16 protein-coding genes are annotated in these 15,424 nt (G+C 73.6%); 6 read left to right on the forward strand and 10 right to left on the reverse strand.

Going from position 1 to position 15,424, the window contains the following annotated elements; genetic code table 11:
- Nucleotides 1–6: 6 nt before the first annotated feature.
- The 4 genes from IF02_RS0112225 to IF02_RS32365 form a co-directional block, all read right to left on the reverse strand.
- On the reverse strand, nucleotides 7–204 hold the full coding sequence (locus tag IF02_RS0112225) for a hypothetical protein (RefSeq protein WP_030156182.1): 198 nt from the start codon (nucleotides 202–204) through the stop codon (nucleotides 7–9).
- Between the two features lie 376 nt (nucleotides 205–580).
- Nucleotides 581–1,528, reverse strand: coding sequence for a lipoyl synthase (gene lipA / locus IF02_RS0112230; protein ID WP_030156183.1), 948 nt, complete (start codon nucleotides 1,526–1,528; stop codon nucleotides 581–583).
- Between the two features lie 111 nt (nucleotides 1,529–1,639).
- Nucleotides 1,640–2,437, reverse strand: a complete 798-nt coding sequence (lipB, locus tag IF02_RS0112235; RefSeq protein WP_030156185.1) for a lipoyl(octanoyl) transferase LipB — start codon at nucleotides 2,435–2,437, stop codon at nucleotides 1,640–1,642.
- Between the two features lie 76 nt (nucleotides 2,438–2,513).
- On the reverse strand, nucleotides 2,514–2,837 hold the full coding sequence (locus IF02_RS32365) for a hypothetical protein (protein WP_037836102.1): 324 nt from the start codon (nucleotides 2,835–2,837) through the stop codon (nucleotides 2,514–2,516).
- 173 nt (nucleotides 2,838–3,010) lie between these two features.
- Here IF02_RS32365 and IF02_RS0112245 point away from each other — a divergent pair, with 173 nt between their 5' ends.
- Nucleotides 3,011–4,474 carry a hypothetical protein gene (locus IF02_RS0112245; protein WP_030156186.1) on the forward strand — a complete coding sequence of 488 codons (1,464 nt, stop codon included), beginning with the start codon at nucleotides 3,011–3,013 and terminating at the stop codon, nucleotides 4,472–4,474.
- A gap of 64 nt (nucleotides 4,475–4,538) precedes the next feature.
- On the opposite strand, the gene IF02_RS0112250 is transcribed toward IF02_RS0112245, so the two are convergent.
- The 3 genes from IF02_RS0112250 to IF02_RS0112260 form a co-directional block, all read right to left on the reverse strand.
- Nucleotides 4,539–5,795: an FAD-dependent oxidoreductase gene (locus IF02_RS0112250; RefSeq protein WP_030156188.1), complete on the reverse strand. Its 1,257-nt coding sequence runs from the start codon at nucleotides 5,793–5,795 to the stop codon at nucleotides 4,539–4,541.
- 197 nt (nucleotides 5,796–5,992) lie between these two features.
- On the reverse strand, nucleotides 5,993–6,886 hold the full coding sequence (locus IF02_RS0112255; RefSeq protein ID WP_030156189.1) for a TIGR01777 family oxidoreductase: 894 nt from the start codon (nucleotides 6,884–6,886) through the stop codon (nucleotides 5,993–5,995).
- Between the two features lie 91 nt (nucleotides 6,887–6,977).
- Complete coding sequence (locus IF02_RS0112260; protein WP_051696159.1) at nucleotides 6,978–7,646, reverse strand: VIT1/CCC1 transporter family protein; 669 nt, start codon at nucleotides 7,644–7,646, stop codon at nucleotides 6,978–6,980.
- A gap of 173 nt (nucleotides 7,647–7,819) precedes the next feature.
- On the opposite strand from IF02_RS0112260, the gene IF02_RS0112265 reads away from it, so the two are divergent.
- The gene (locus IF02_RS0112265; RefSeq protein WP_037836104.1) at nucleotides 7,820–9,001 is read left to right on the forward strand and encodes a PP2C family protein-serine/threonine phosphatase; all 1,182 of its coding nucleotides are present in this window, start codon (nucleotides 7,820–7,822) and stop codon (nucleotides 8,999–9,001) included.
- 98 nt (nucleotides 9,002–9,099) lie between these two features.
- Here IF02_RS0112265 and IF02_RS0112270 read toward each other — a convergent pair whose 3' ends face one another.
- Nucleotides 9,100–9,357 carry a hypothetical protein gene (locus tag IF02_RS0112270; RefSeq protein ID WP_030156195.1) on the reverse strand — a complete coding sequence of 86 codons (258 nt, stop codon included), beginning with the start codon at nucleotides 9,355–9,357 and terminating at the stop codon, nucleotides 9,100–9,102.
- A gap of 107 nt (nucleotides 9,358–9,464) precedes the next feature.
- On the opposite strand from IF02_RS0112270, the gene IF02_RS0112275 reads away from it, so the two are divergent.
- Nucleotides 9,465–9,836 carry an ArsC/Spx/MgsR family protein gene (locus IF02_RS0112275; RefSeq protein ID WP_030156196.1) on the forward strand — a complete coding sequence of 124 codons (372 nt, stop codon included), beginning with the start codon at nucleotides 9,465–9,467 and terminating at the stop codon, nucleotides 9,834–9,836.
- Nucleotides 9,837–9,957: 121 nt separating this feature from the next.
- Nucleotides 9,958–10,560 (forward strand): hypothetical protein, encoded by a 603-nt coding sequence (locus IF02_RS0112280; protein WP_234318171.1) that lies wholly within the window; start codon nucleotides 9,958–9,960, stop codon nucleotides 10,558–10,560.
- Between the two features lie 36 nt (nucleotides 10,561–10,596).
- Here the strand turns inward: IF02_RS0112280 and IF02_RS0112285 are convergent, their stop codons facing one another.
- On the reverse strand, nucleotides 10,597–11,538 hold the full coding sequence (locus IF02_RS0112285) for a Gfo/Idh/MocA family protein (RefSeq protein ID WP_234318179.1): 942 nt from the start codon (nucleotides 11,536–11,538) through the stop codon (nucleotides 10,597–10,599).
- Between the two features lie 237 nt (nucleotides 11,539–11,775).
- Here IF02_RS0112285 and glnII point away from each other — a divergent pair, with 237 nt between their 5' ends.
- Together glnII and IF02_RS0112295 are read left to right on the forward strand one after the other, a co-directional pair.
- Entirely contained in the window at nucleotides 11,776–12,795 is a 1,020-nt protein-coding gene (glnII, locus tag IF02_RS0112290) for a glutamine synthetase (RefSeq protein ID WP_030156201.1), read from the forward strand.
- Nucleotides 12,796–13,226: 431 nt separating this feature from the next.
- A complete protein-coding gene (locus tag IF02_RS0112295) occupies nucleotides 13,227–13,853 on the forward strand; it encodes a winged helix-turn-helix domain-containing protein (RefSeq protein WP_030156203.1) in 627 nt (208 codons plus the stop codon).
- A 65-nt stretch (nucleotides 13,854–13,918) separates the two neighbouring features.
- On the opposite strand, the gene IF02_RS0112300 is transcribed toward IF02_RS0112295, so the two are convergent.
- The gene (locus IF02_RS0112300; protein WP_030156205.1) at nucleotides 13,919–15,400 is read right to left on the reverse strand and encodes a PepSY-associated TM helix domain-containing protein; all 1,482 of its coding nucleotides are present in this window, start codon (nucleotides 15,398–15,400) and stop codon (nucleotides 13,919–13,921) included.
- Between the last annotated feature and the right edge of the window lie 24 nt (nucleotides 15,401–15,424).

The following is a 15,424-nucleotide window of genomic DNA, read 5'->3' on the forward strand; positions in this document are numbered from 1 at the left end:
CGAAGTTTACGTGGCCTGTGAGGTCCGGGTCGCCGCGGCCTCGAGTACGTGCTCGGTTTCGACCCGGTCCTTGGCTCTGCGGCGGTCCTCGAGGACGGCGCTCCATGCGTTGCGGCGGGCGCCGCTCATGAGCAGCGACTCGAAGCCCCGGAAGGCGTCGGTGAACGACGGAATGGCAATGGCGCGTACGGGCGCGGCCTGCATGATGTCGATCCCTTTCACGGTGCTGGGCGGTGCTCGGGGACGTTCTGGGGCGCACGGCGGGGTGTGGCAGCGTGTGCGCCGGCGTGCGCGGTGCGTGGAGCCATCGTCACTGACTGGTGTTACCAGGGCATGACCGGTCGGTCAAACGGTGATGAAACATTTACGCGGCCCGCCGGACTCTCGTTACGAAGAGCCTAGGGGCCGCGTCGATGCGGTGTTACCCGTTGGTAAGACTTTGTGCGTGAGTTCACACAGTCCGGATGGTAGCGCGCGTCACACCGTGGCGCGCTTCTCCGTGCCCTTGGTCGAGCTCCGCCTCGTCAACGCTCCGGCCGAGTGCCCGCCCTCGTACCTCGGACGAGCCCTCAACCTGCGCTCAGACTCGGCTGCGCTTCTCCATCGCCTGCTGGTACAGCCGTCCCGCCCGGTACGAGGAGCGGACCAGCGGGCCCGACATCACGCCGGAGAAGCCGATCTCCTCGGCCTCCTTCGCCAGCTCCACGAACTCGGCCGGCTTCACCCAGCGCTCGACGGGGTGGTGCCGCGGCGAGGGCCGCAGGTACTGGGTGATGGTGATGAGCTCGCAGCCGGCCTCGTGGAGGTCCTTCAGCGCCTGCGAGACCTCCTCGCGCTCCTCGCCCATGCCGAGGATCAGGTTCGACTTGGTGACCAGGCCGTAGGCGCGCGCCCGGGTGATCACGTCGAGCGAGCGCTCGTAGCGGAAGCCGGGGCGGATCCGCTTGAAGATCCGCGGCACCGTCTCCACGTTGTGCGCGAAGACCTCGGGGCGGGAGGCGAAGACCTCCTCCAGCAGCTCCGGGACCGCGTTGAAGTCGGGGGCCAGCAGCTCGACCTTGGTGTGGCCGGCCTCGCGGCCCGCCGTCTGCTCGTGGATCTGGCGCACGGTCTCCGCGTACAGCCAGGCACCGCCGTCGGCCAGGTCGTCGCGCGCGACGCCGGTGATGGTGGCGTAGTTCAGGTCCATCGTGACGACCGACTCGCCGACGCGGCGCGGCTCGTCCCGGTCCAGGGCCTCGGGCTTGCCCGTGTCGATCTGGCAGAAGTCACAGCGCCGGGTGCACTGGTCGCCGCCGATGAGGAAGGTGGCCTCGCGGTCCTCCCAGCATTCGTAGATGTTGGGGCAACCGGCCTCCTGGCACACGGTGTGCAGTCCTTCGCCCTTCACCAGGGCCTGCATCTTCGTGTACTCGGGACCCATCTTCGCCCGGGTCTTGATCCACTCGGGCTTGCGCTCGATGGGCGTCTGGGCGTTACGGACCTCGAGGCGCAGCATCTTGCGTCCGTCGGGTGCGACTGCGGACACGACCGGCTCCCTGTGACTTCGATTCTTCGGCGCCCACCAGGGTACGCCCGTAATTTCATACGCTCTTACGTCGGCCAACCTGGCGGTGACCGGCCGCATTCCCCCCGGTCGTCAGCCCGCGGCGGGCTCTGTCTCCCTCGGCCGCAGCTCCGCCTGCTCCAGTACGTCCTTCAGGTGGCGTTCGACGACCGGCAGCACGTCGGCGATGGGGATCTCGCGGCCCAGTTCGTACGAGAGCGAGGTCACACCGGCGTCGCGGATCCCGCAGGGCACGATCCGGTCGAACCAGGTGTTGTCCGGATTCACGTTGATCGCGAAGCCGTGCATGGTGACGCCCTTGGCGACGCGGATGCCGATCGCCGCCAGCTTGCGGTCCTCGCGGCGCTGGCCGGCGTTGGAGGGGGCGTACTCGGGGCCGTTCAGGCGCGGGTCGAACTCCTCGTCCGTCAGCCGCGGGTCGAGGTCGAGGGAGAGCCCGCCCGTCTTCGGACGGTCCTCGATCGGGTCGCCCAGGACCCAGACCCCGGACCGGCCCTCGACCCGGGTGGTCTCCAGGCCGAACTCGGCGGCGGTGCGGATCAGCGCCTCCTCCAGCCGGCGCACGTGCGCGACGACGTCGACCGGGCGGGGCAGCTTCATGATCGGGTAGCCGACGAGCTGGCCCGGGCCGTGCCAAGTGATCTTGCCGCCGCGGTCCACGTCCACGACGGGGGTGCCGTCCAGCGGGCGCTCGCTGTCGGCGGTGCGCCGGCCCGCGGTGTACACGGGCTCGTGCTCCAGCAGGAGGCAGGTGTCGCCGATCTCGTCCGCGAAGCGCGCGGCGTGGACCCGTCGCTGCTCCTCCCAGGCCCGGGTGTACTCGACGTAATCGGGTCCGAAGCCCAGATGGACAAACCCAAGCTCAGCCACCGCAGCGCCTCCTCGTTGAACCTGCCGTGTGCACGTATCGCACCAGCCAAGGGTACGGCGGCCGGTTTCCGCCCCCTCAGTGGCCCGTCCGCGCGGGCCCCGCGGGGCCGGACGGGCCCTCCTGCGGGCCCGGCGGGAGCGGCCTCGGCCGCCGGGACCGGCCCCGGGCCGCGGGCCGGTCCGGGTCCTCGTCGGCCGTCGGCAGCCGCCGGTGGCCCTCCGAGTGGTCGTTGACCCAGCCGCACACGCCGCACGCGTACCGCCCGTCCAGCCCCGCGATGTACGTGCCGCACCGCCGGCACTCGGCCTCGGTCAGCTCGGGCGCGGGCAGCGGTGCGGGCAGTCGTGCGGTGGCGTCGGCGGAGGGCTCCGCCGCGGAGGGCCTGGTCCTGCGGGTCATGTCGCGCAGCGTACGCGGACGGAGGGGGTCAGTCCGTAAAGGGCCCTACCGGTTCTGCACACGATCGGATGAATGTGGGACAGAGGGGGCGGCATGAGCGGAGTTCGCCGCTACATTCACGCCGTTCACAGGGCCGGGACTCCGGTCCGTCACGTCAGGAAACCGTGGAGCCGATGACGGAACGACCTGCCCAGCGCGTCCCCAACCGGCAGCTCGCGGCGCTGATCGCGGAAGCCGGGTTCTCCAACGCCGGTCTGGCCCGCCGCGTCGACCAGCTCGGCCTGGAGCACGGTCTCGATCTGCGGTACGACAAGACCTCCGTGACCCGATGGCTGCGCGGGCAGCAGCCGCGCGGGACCACCCCGGCGCTGATCGCCGAGGTGTTCACCCGGCGCCTGGGCCGACGGCTCTCCGCACAGGACCTGGGACTGGACGCCTGCGCGCCCGTCTACGCGGGTCTGGAGTTCGCGGCCACCCCGGAGGAGGCCGTCGACATCGCCAGCGGGCTCTGGCGCAAGGACTCCGGCTCCCACGCCGAGCTGCGGAAGATCGCGTTCACCCCGGCCGGGCTGGTCGTCCCCAGCCGGGACTGGCTCATCGGGCGCGCCGACGAGCGCGTGGGCCGCGGCGCGGATCCGGCGGCCGCCGCCGCTGCCGCCGCGGCCGCCGCCCGCGTCCCGGTCCAGGGGCGCGGCTCGGTGCCCCGGCAGCGGCAGATCGACCGGGGGCCCGGCCAGCGGGTGACCAGTGGGGACATCGCGGCGCTGCGCTCGGTCAGCGAGCTGTTCCGGACCCTGGACCACACGTACGGCGGCGGGCACGCCCGGCAGGCCCTGGTGCGCTACCTGGAGCACGAGGCCGAGCCGATGCTGCGCGGCACGTACGGGGAGACCACCGGGCGGCGGCTCTTCGCGGCCGCGGCCGACCTGACCCGGCTCGCGGGCTGGACCTCGTACGACATCGCCGCGCACGGGCTCGCCCAGCGCTACTTCGTGCAGGCCCTGCGGCTGGCGCAGGCCGCCGGGGACCGGCCGTACGGCTCGTACGTGCTGGTGACCATGAGCCGGCAGGCGGTCTACCTCGGCCACGGCAGGGAGGCGGTGCAGCTGGCCCGCGTCGCGCAGCAGGGCGTCGGCTCGGGGCCGCCGCCCGTGGTGCAGGCGCTCCTGCACTCGGCGGAGGCGCGCGGGCACGCGGTGCTGGGCGAGGTCCGGGCGGCGACGGCCTCGCTGGTGCGGGCCGAGCGGGCGCTGGGCGCGGCCCGGGCGGGGGACGACGTACCGCACTGGGCCCGGCTGTTCGACGAGGGGCAGCTGGCGGACGAGTTCGGGCACTGCCACCGGGACCTCCAGCAGTACCGCGCCTCGGCGCAGCACGCGGAGCGGTCGCTCCAGCTGAGGGCGCCCGGGTTCGCCCGCTCTCGGCTGTTCTGCCGGGTGGTGCTGGCGACGGCGCGGCTGGGGCTGGGCGAGCTGGACCAGGCGTGCGCGCTGGGCGCGGAGGCGGCGCAGCAGGCGATGGAGATGCGGTCGGTGCGCGCGGTGGAGTACGTACGGGACTTCGAGCGGCGGCTGGAGCCGTACCGGGACGCCTCGGCGGTGCGGACGTACCGGGACCGGGTGGCGGCGCTGTCGTGAGCGCGTGAGGGGACGGGCGTGGGCCCGGTTCCGCGGGGGAACCGGGCCCGGTCCGTGGTGGTTCTCAGGCCACCGCCCGGACGGCCGGCTCCGCGCTCGCCGGGAGCCGGATGCCGAAGTCGCGCAGGACGGCGGTGGCGGCGCGGCGGGCCGAGTGCAGCGCCCCCTGGACGGTGTTGGAGTCGCGGTGGTCGCCGCACACGTACAGCCCGGCCAGGACCCGGACCGGCCTGCGCAGGTCGTACGGCGGCGGCATCGCGGGGACGGCCTCCGGGGCGTGGTGGACGGCCAGCAGCTCCCAGTCCCGGGTGCCGGTCTCGTACAGCCGGGCCAGGCGCGAGGCGACCGTACGGACGGGCGGCGGCGGGCCGAGCACGGTGGTGGTGACCAGGCTCCGGCCGGCCGGGGCCCGCGTCGGGTCGACCGCGCTCATCACGGCGGTGTGGGCGACGGGCCACCTGGGATCGCCGTCGAGCAGGAGCGAGCCGTCCCACGGCAGCGGGGCCGCGGTGGCGTGGTGGATGACGGTGACCTCGTGGAACGCCGGCACCCGCAGCCCCGGCAGGAGCTCGGCGGCGGCCCGCGCGCCGGTGGCCAGGACGGCGGAGCGGCAGCTGAAGTCGCCGTGCTCCTCGGTGGTGACCAGTTTGGTCGCCACCGACCGGACCCGGACCCCGGTGCGCACCGTGCCGGGCGGCAGGGTGGCGGCGAGGAGTTCGGGCAGGGCCGCGGCCCCGCCCTCGGGCACGGCGAGCCGGCCGCGGGCGAAGGTGCGCAGGGCCAGGTCGGCGACCCGGCTGGAGGTGGTGAGCTCCGGATCGCGCAGCAGCGCGGTGAGCAGGGGGCGCAGGGTCGCGCCGAGGGCCCGGGAGCGCAGGGCGGCGAGCGCGGTGCGCTCGGGGCGGGCCAGTACGCGTTCCACCGGCAGGGCGGCGAGCCGGCCGAGGTACGCGCTGAGCCGGGCCTGGTCGAAGGATCCGCTGGCCAGCGCGCGGGCAGGGGTCAGCGCCCCGGCCCGGGACTGCCGGCCGTCGGTGTGGACGAGCACCCCCGGCGCGAAGGGCTTCAGGACCAGGCCGGCCAGGCCGGGGGTGCGGTCGAGCTCCGTGTACGAGGTGTTGAGCAACTGTCCGATCCGGTCCAGCCGGAATCCGTCGACGTGCTCGGTGGCCATGCGGCCGCCGGGATCGCCTGCGGCCTCCAGGACGGTGACCGTGACCCCTGCGGCGATCAGGTGGTGCGCCGCCGCGAGTCCTGAGACTCCGGCTCCTACGATGACGACGTCCGCGTGCTGTGCGGTGCGGTGCGAGTTGGTGAGCACGTGCCCCTCCCCGAGGTCGGCGCGGCTGTGTGGGAATCCTCCTTCCCCCAACGGGCTCCATGGGAACCCGAGTTCGGTGGGGTATTACGGCCAACTCCGGTCGCACACCGGTCGCATCCGGGTCACGAACGGTCGCACGGGGGCAGGGGCGTGCCGTGGGGCGGTCCGGGCGGGTACGGGCCGGCGGCGGGTACGGGCTAGCGGGCGAGCGCGGCTCGGATCGACTCGTCGATGCCCGGGTACCGGAAGGTGAAGCCGGACTCCAGCAGCCGGGCGGGGCGCACCCGCTGACTGCCGAGCACGTCCCCGGCGAACTCTCCGAGTACGACGCGCAGGGCGGGGGCCGGTACGGCGAACAGCGTCGGCCGGTGCAGTACGCGGCCCATCGCGGCGGTGACCTCGCGGTTGGTCAGCGGCTCGGGGGCGGTCAGGTTGAGGGGGCCGGACAGCCAGGGGGTGTCGATGGCGTGCCGCAGGGCCGCGATCTCGTCGTGCAGGGAGATGAACGACCAGTACTGGCGGCCGTTGCCGAGCCGGCCGCCGATCCCCGCCTTGAACAGCGGGAACAGCTTGCCCCAGGCCCCGCCCTCGGCGGCGACGACCAGTCCGGTCCGGGCGAAGACCGTCCGTACGCCGGCCAGCTGTGCGGGGGCGGCGGCCGCCTCCCACTCGATGCAGACCTCGGGCAGGAAGCCCCGTCCGGCGGGGGCGTGCTCGTCGACGGCGCGGTCGCCGGTGTCGCCGTAGTAGCCGACGGCGGTGCCGCAGACGAACACGGCGGGCGGCACGTCGAGCGCGGCGATCGCACGGGCCATGGCCGCCGTCCCCGCGACCCGGCTGTCGCGGATCTCCTTCTTGTACGCGGCGTTCCACCGGTGTTCGCCGACCCCGGCCCCGGCGAGGTGGACGACGGCCCCGCAGCCGGCGAGCCCGGCGGGGTCGACGTATCCGCGCCGCGGATCCCACTCGGCCTCGTCGGGTGCGGAGGGCCTACGCCGTACGAACCGCACCACCTCGTGCCCGTCCGCCCGCAGGGACCGTACGAGGGCCTGGCCGATGAGCCCGCTGGAACCGGTGATGGCGATACGCATGCCCCCATGATGCCGGTCCGCCCCGCGGCGCATCCGCCGCCGCCGCACCGATTCCGCCCGGAGGAGGGCCCTCCTCCGGACCGGGGCCCGGTCAGGACGTGCCCAGCCAGGTGCCCACCGCGTAGGTGACGGCCATCGCCAGGGCGCCGCCGGTGACGTTGCGCAGGATCGCCCGGGCGGCCGGGGCTCCGCCCAGGCGGGCGCTGATCACCCCGCACAGCGTCAGCGCCGCCAGCACCGCCGCCGCCGTCACCGGCACCCGCTGCGACGGCCCCGGCAGCGCGATCGCCAGCAGCGGCAGCAGCGCCCCCACCGTGAACGCGACCAGGCTCGCGAACGCCGCGTGCCAGGGGTTCACCAGCTCGTCGGGGTTGATCCCGAGCTCCACCCGCGCGTGCGCCCTCAGCGCGTCCCGCTCCGTCAGCTGCACCGCCGCCTCCCGCGCGAGCTCGCGGCTCAGCCCCCTGGCCTCCAGCAGCCCGGCCAGTTCCGCCAGCTCCTCCTCCGGCTCCTCCGCCAGCTCCCGCCGCTCCGTCTCCAGCTCGGCCCGTTCCGAATCCCGCTGGGAGCTCACCGAGACGTACTCCCCCGCCGCCATCGACAGCGCCCCCGCCAGCAGTCCGGCCACCCCCGCCGCCAGGATCGACACCCGCGAGGTGGTGGCCCCGGCCACGCCCACCACCAGGCCGGCGGTGGAGATGATCCCGTCGTTCGCGCCGAGCACGCCGGCCCGCAGCCAGTTCAGCCGCGAGCCGATCACCGCGCTCTGCTCCGCCCCGTCCGCTCCCGCGCCGCCCGCTCCGGCGCCGCCCGTTCCCGCCCCGCCCGCATCCGCATCCGTCACGGGACCACTGTCGGCGTCCGGACCCCGCACGGCCACCCGGCGGGCCGGTCCGGCGTGCGCGCCCCCCGCCCGCGTACCAGGGTGGAGGGGTGAGACGCCGACGGGAGGAGCCTGGCTGGCTGCACGGGAAGCCGCCACCGCGCTGGGCGCGGCTCGCGCCCCCCGTGGCCCTGGTGGTGCTGGTGTTCGCACAGGCGGCCACCCCGGGCGACATCGAGCTGGGCTACTTCCTGGCAGGGCTGCCCCCGGTCGCGGCTTTCGCGTACGGGGCGGCCGGCACCGCCGTCTTCGCCGGGATCGTGCTGCTGCTGCTCGGCGTGTCGTCCCTCGGGGTCGGGCACGCCCAGGGCGCCGACCTGGCCACGGTGGCCGTGGTCGCGCTGCTGAGCGTGGTCATCGCCTGGGTCCGGCGGCGCCGCGACGCGCAGCTGGTCAGCGTACGGACCGTCGCGGAGGCGGCCCAGCTGGCGGTGTTGCCGCCGGTACCGGACCGGGTCGGTCCGGTGCGCTGCGCCGGGCTGTACCGGGCCGCCCAGCGCGGCACTCTGGTCGGCGGCGACCTGTACGACGTACGGGTCGGGCCGTACGGGGTGCGGGCGCTGGTCGGGGACGTACAGGGGCACGGCCTGGCGGCGGTCGGCACGGTGGCCGCGCTGCTCGGCGCCTTCCGGGAGGCGGTGCTGGACGACCCGGAGCTGGTGGGGGTGGCGGCCCGGCTGGACCGCCGGCTCCTGGCGGACACCGTGGGCTCGGCGGCCCCGGCCGGATCGACGGGATCGGCCGGATCGCCGGGATCGGCAGACTCGGCCGGATCGGCAGACTCCGCAGACGGGTCCGCCTCGGCAGACGGGTCCGGGAAGCATCCGGAGTTGTTCGCGACGGCGCTGCTGCTGGAGTTCCCGCCCGGGCTGGACCTCGTACGGATCCTCTCGTGCGGGCATCCGCCGGCGCTGCTGCTCCGGGCTTCCACGGTCTCGGAGGTGGCGGTGGAACCGGGCCCTCCGCTGGGGCTCGGGCTCGCCGGCCCGGACCTGGCGGTGGTGGCCGACGTACCGCTGCTGCCGGGGGACCGGCTGCTGGCACACACGGACGGGGTGACCGAGGCCCGGGACACGGCGGGTGATTTCTACCCGCTGGCGGCCCGGGTCCCGGCCCTGGAGCGGGACCCGGCGGGGCTGGTCGAGGCGGTGTGGCAGGACCTGGTGGAGTTCACCGACGGCGGCCCCCGCGACGACGTGGCCCTCCTGGTCCTGTCCCTCCCGGAGGCCTGATCCGCGGGCGCGGATCAGGCGGCGCGGATCATCGGGCGCGGGGGCGTACACCCCCGGCCGGTGTCCGGCCGGACACCGGTCGGGAGCAGGGGCGGGGCTCAGGCTCCGTTGCTGACGATGAAGGCGCGGACCAGCTTGCACGTGACGTTCGACGGGCGGTGGATGCCCGTGCGGACCGCCATCGTGCGGATCTTCCGGTTGGTGGCGCGGCGGGCGTCGTACGTCCCCGAGTCGAGCAGGGATATCGCCAGCCGCATCGCCTTCAGACGGCGGTTGTGGCTCTCGTACCACTCGCGGGGCAGGCCCGCCGGCAGCGGCTTCTTCTTGACGGGCTCAATGGTCGTGGCAGTGGCCATCTACAGCCTCCCAAACGGTAGTTGGCTTCCTGTCGTTCTCCCTCGATTTTACCGGGGACCACTGACAAAAGCCCCTGGCCAGGATGGCTCTGACTAGGCTGGGAGCCATGGAGATCTGGATCAATCCCGCCTGTTCGAAGTGCCGAGCCGCGCTGACCCTGCTGGACGCCGAGGGGGCCGAGTACACGGTGCGCCGCTACCTGGAGGACGTGCCGTCCGAGGCCGAGATCCGCGAGGTCCTGGGCCGGCTCGGCCTGGAGCCGTGGGACATCACGCGGACCTCGGACCCGCTCGCGAAGGAGACCGGCGTACGGGACCTGCCGCGCGAGGGGACGGACGCGGCCCGGGGTCGCTGGATCGCCCACCTGGCGGCGCATCCGAAGCTGATCCAGCGCCCCATCATCACGGCGGAGGACGGCACGGCGGTGGTCGCCCGCTCCGAGGAAGCGGTCCGCGAGGCCCTGTCCCGCCGGCCCTGAGCCGCGCCGAAGGGTCCGTACGGCGCCGCTCCTCATCTCGGCCTCACCCCCTCACCCCCTAGGGTGTGAAACCGGGCAAAGGGGTTGTACCGCACCAGAAGGACCACGCCGAAGGACAGCGATGACCGACGAGCAGACCGGACAGGACCAGCCGGACCCGCAGGACGCGCCGGACCCGCAGGACGCGCAGGACCCCCGGGGCGCACCGCACCCGCAGCAGCTCCCGCGGCCCCACCTGCCCCCGCCGCGCCGGGGTGCCGACTGGATGTTCGGCGGGGTCTACGGGACCGTGCTCGCGTCCGGCCTGCTGGCCGCGCTCGATCAGGCGGGCGGCGAGTACACCCCGTTCTACGACGCCAGCTGGGTACTGGTCACCGCCGGGGCGGCCGCGCTCGCGCACGGCTACTCGCACCACATGACCAGCCATCAGGCCGGCTCCGCCGCCCACCGGTGGCGGGTGCTCTCGCGGGCGCTGTGGAACGAGTGGCCGATGATCGTGGGCACTGTGCCCACCGTCCTGCTGCTGGTCATCGCCGGGGTCGCCCACTTGGACTCCCCCACGGTGACCGCCGTCGGACTCGGTCTGAACACCGCGCTGCTGTTCGCGTGGGGCTCCTTCGTAGCGCTGCGCGTCGGCTACCGGCTCGGCTCCGCCCTGCTCATCGGCATGGCGGACGCCACCATCGGCCTCGCCATCATCGTGGCCAACGCGGTCATCAAATAGCCGGCCGGCGAGCGGCCCCGCCGGGGCCCCCGCCCCTCAGGCCGGGAGTTGGGACTCCGCCTCCGACAGGATTTCCGTCAGGCGGGCGGCGAACCGCGCGTCGCGGGGGTCCGCCACACCGGTGCGGGCGGCGGTGAGCAGGGCGTCCAGGGCGCGGCCGTACGCGCCCGGCACATCGGTCCAGTTGGGCAGTGAGAAGACGCCCTCGGCCCCGCGCAGCTCCAGCCCCACCCCGGCCGCCGCCGTCGGCGCGCCCAGGCTGAGTACGGCCGTGCTCGCGGCGCCCGAGGCGTGGCGCAGGGCGAGCTGGACCACGTCGGAGGGCCCGCGGGTGGCGGAGACCGACGTGACGTCGCCGAGGACCGGGATCAGGACGGACAGGGCGTGCGGGCCGACGTCCCACAGCCCGCCCTTGGCCTTGCGCCAGGGCGAGTCGGCGTAGGCGCTGGGCGTGCCGTCGGGCGGGAACACGGCGCCGAGCCAGTGGGCGCTCGCCGTGAACCACCCCGAGCGGCCGGCCTGCTCGGCGACCCAGCCGGCGGCCGGCTCGGCGAAGCGGAGGGTGAGGAAGACGACGGCGGCGACGCCGTGCCGGGCGACGGCGTCGGCCACGGCGCGGGCCTCCTCGACGGTCGTGGCGACGGGCTTGTCGAGCAGCAGCTGGCAGCCCGCGGCGGCGGCGCGTACGGCCAGCGGGGCCTGTACGTCCGGCGGCAGGGCGAAGGCCACGACGTCACAGTCGGCGAACAGCGCGTCGGGGTCTTCGTACACCTTCACGCCGTACGCCTCGGCCAGCTCGGCGGCGGCTTCGGGGCGACGGCCCCACACTCCGGCGAACTCGGAGCCGGCGTGCGCGGCGAGGGCGGGGGCGTGGGTGCGGTGGGCCCAGGGGCCGGTGCCCAGCAGGCCGACCCGGGGGCGGGCCGGCGGGCGGGGGGAGTCGGTGGGATCGTCGGCCGAGGTCAAATCGTACGAAATGCTCACCTGCTCAGTCTGCCCCACTCGGACGGGTGTGCTGCCACCAACCCGCACAACCCACCCGACCTGCGGCGTAAACCCCGGTAACACGGGGTTCACACACGGGCAACGGATGAGAAATCGCGAACGGGCACGCTGCGGTCTACACCGCAACGCACCGCAGTACGACAAACACAGCAGCACGAACGCAGCACCCGCAGAGTCTGCGCCGGAGCGACGCACCGAAGGATGGGGCCCGTGAGCTACAAGGCTGAGTACATCTGGATCGACGGCACCGCGCCGACGGCGAAGCTGCGCTCCAAGACGAAGATCCTGGCCGACGGCGAGGCGCTGTCGATCTGGGGCTTCGACGGATCGAGCACCAACCAGGCCGAGGGCCACGCCTCCGACCGCGTGCTCCAGCCGGTGTTCTCCTGCCCGGACCCGATCCGCGGCGGCGACAACGTCCTCGTGCTGTGCGAGGTCATGAACATCGACATGACCCCGCACGAGTCGAACACCCGCGCGCTGCTGCGTCCGGTCGCCGAGCAGTTCGGCGACCAGGAGCCGATCTTCGGCATCGAGCAGGAGTACACCTTCTTCGACGGCATCCGGCCGCTCGGCTTCCCCGTGGGCGGCTTCCCGGCCGCGCAGGGCGGCTACTACTGCGGTGTCGGCTCGGACGAGATCTTCGGCCGCGAGATCGTCGAGAAGCACCTGGACCACTGCCTCGCGGCGGGCCTGAGCATCTCCGGCATCAACGCCGAGGTCATGCCCGGCCAGTGGGAGTTCCAGGTCGGCCCGGTCGGCCCGCTGGAGGTCTCGGACCAGCTGTGGATCGCGCGCTGGCTGCTGTACCGCACCGCCGAGGACTTCAACGTCTCGGCGACGCTGAACCCGAAGCCGGTGAAGGGCGACTGGAACGGCGCGGGCGCGCACACCAACTTCTCCACGAAGGCGATGCGCGAGGACTACCGCGCCATCATCACGGCGTGCGAGGCGCTGGGCGAGGGCTCGAAGCCGCTGGACCACGTCAAGAACTACGGCGCCGGCATCGACGAGCGCCTGACGGGCCTGCACGAGACCGCCCCGTGGAACGAGTTCAGCTACGGCGTCTCCGACCGCGGCGCCTCGGTCCGCATCCCGTGGCAGGTGGAGAAGGACGGCAAGGGCTACATCGAGGACCGCCGCCCGAACGCGAACGTGGACCCGTACGTGGTGACCCGCCTCATCGTGGACACCTGCTGCACGAGCCTGAAGAAGGAGGGCCTGGTCTGAGAGACCGGCCCGCCCCGCCCCTGCGACACGACGCCCGCCGAGCCCCTGTGGCCCGGCGGGCGTTGTGCGTTGTGTGTTGTGCGTCCACGGTCGTGGTTACCGGAGGTCCACTCGAGAGCGCATCGCGGAATTTGAGATTCCGCTCCACCAGGTGAGACGGGAACTGCCCCGGGCCCCCCACATCTGCTTCAATGGCGCTCATGGCCAGCCACTCACACACCTCGAACGGTCGCAGCGACCTCGAGCCGTTCTGGCCCTCCCGTCAGGATCACGATTTCGACCGGGTGTGTTGCCGCACGGAGAACGCGCCGGCCCTCTAAAGCCTTTCGGGATCCGCCAAGAGAGCTCCCCCGAGGCCTTCGGTCTGCGCGGTACGCGATGACGTACGTACGTCTCCTGCCGACCACTTCGCGTGAAAGAGCTGACCACTCATGTCTCACACCCGTTCCCTGACCTCTGCCGCCTCCGCCGCGACCGCTGCGACCGTGCCCCTCGCCTATCCGCCCAGTACCCGCCCCCGGCTGCGCGCCGTGGAGCGGAGCGAGGCCGCCCGCGTGGTCGACTTCCTGCCGCCCGGCGCCACCTGGCTGCCCGCGCCGCAGCACGCCGTGCCGACGCTGCCGGGCCAGCCGCCGATGGTCGGTTACCTGGTCCTCGTACCGGCCGGGCCGGACGACCTGCAGCCGCCGATCGCCTTCGCCCCGCAGTCCGTTCCCCGGCCCCCGGCCCCCGCCCCTGCCCCCGCGCCCACCCCCTCGGCCCCGGCCTCCGCCGGGGACGGGATCGTCCGTATCGACGCGGCCCAGCGCACAGCCGAGGTCGACGGCCGGGTACTCGACCTCACGTACCTGGAGTTCGAGCTGCTGGCCCACCTGGTGGCGCACCCGCACCGGGTGCACAGCCGGGACCAGCTCGTGACCACCGTCTGGGGCTACGGCCACGTCGGCGACGGCCGGACCGTGGACGTCCACGTCGCCCGCCTGCGCCGCAAGCTGGGCGCGGCGCACCGCTCCGCGATCCAGACCGTGCGCCGCGTGGGCTACAAGTACGCGCCCTGAGCGGACGGACGGTGGGCCCGTACTCCCGCACGGAGTACGGGAGTACGGGCCCACCAGCCTCCGGACTAAGCCGCTGCGCGGCGCGCCGCGACCGCCCCCAGCAGCACGTCGACCGCCAGGAACGCGACCAGGCTGATGCCGAGCAGCGGTACGAACCAGCCGACCACGGCGGTCACGGCGGCGAGCGGGAGCAGCATCGTCAGCGGCACCTTGCGCCAGGCGCCGCGCGGCTGGGCGCGGCCGGCCGACAGGGCCCGGTCCTTGGTGGGACGGCGCAGCCACCACATCCGGTAGCCCCAGAAGACCAGGAACATCACCGCGACCGCGAGCGCGCCGAGCGCGATCTGGTTGGCGAGGCCGAAGGTCTTCCCCATGTGCAGGTCGATGCCGAAGCGCGTCAGCTGCGCGAGGACGGGGTAGTCGGCGAAGCGCAGTTCGTCCATGATCCGGCCGTCGGCCGGGTCGACGGCGACCGAGTCGAGGTGGACCGGCAGCTGCTTGTCCTGCTCCTTGATCACGTAGCCCTTGCCCTTGGCGGGCAGGGTGACGCGCAGCTCGTGGGTGACCCCGGCGGCGCGGGCGGCGGCCACCGCCTTGTCGACGCCGATGTCCGCGGTGGCCGGGATCGCGGGCATCTCCGTTCCGTCGGGCATGGTGTGCCCGGTGTGGCCGGCGTGCGCGTCGGAGCCGGCGTCCGAACCGGGGGCGAGGGCCGCGGACACCGAGGGGGTGGCGCCGCCGAGTCCGTCCTGGAGCTTGCCGATGTTCTCGCCCGCGTACTTCGACCAGGTCAGGCCGGTGGCGGAGAGTCCGACGAGTCCGACGACGGCCCAGAGGCCGACCGTCCCGTGCCAGGACAGGGTCTTGCGGCGGCCGGTGGCGGCGCGGTCGGGCAGGACGAGCAGGGCCTTGCGGGAGCGGCGGCGGCCGATCCACAGGGCGAGTCCGCCGAGTGCGACGACCCACAGCCAGCTCGCGGCGAGCTCGCTGTAGTTCCGGCCGAACTCGCCCAGCTGGAGGCTGGAGTGGAACTCGCTGAGCCAGGCGCGCAGCGGCAGCGCGTCGCCTTCGGTGGTCAGCTGGCCGTTGACGTGGGCCGTGTAGGGATCCACGAACACGGTGCGGGTCTGGCCCTCCTCCAGCCCCGGAACCTCCATGATCACGCGGGTGGTCGCCTCGCGGTCGGGCGCGGGCCATACGCCCACGACCTTCCCGTCCGGGACGGTGGCCCGGGCGGCCGTGAGCTGGGCGCTGAGCGGCACGGTGCTCTCGCCGACCCTGGTGACGGTCAGTTCATCGGCGTAGATGATCTTCTCGGCCTGCCAGGAGCCCGCGTACAGCAGGCCGGTGGCGGCCGCGAGGAAGAGCAGCGGGGCTATCAGGATTCCGGCGTAGAAGTGCATGCGCAGGAGCAGCGGCCGCAGGGCGGCCCAGGCTCCGGGCTTCGAGGACGCGTCGGATGTGGCGGGTGCGTCGGGCGTGGCGGGTGCGTCGGTGTGTGCGGCGGCGTCCGGGGTGCGGACGTCCTGAACCTCGTCAAGGGACATGTGGGTCCTAGGTATTGGCGCGTT

The sequence above is a fragment of the Streptomyces sp. NRRL S-244 genome, from assembly GCF_000717915.1.
In the GTDB taxonomy this organism is placed as follows: Bacteria; Actinomycetota; Actinomycetes; order Streptomycetales; family Streptomycetaceae; genus Streptomyces.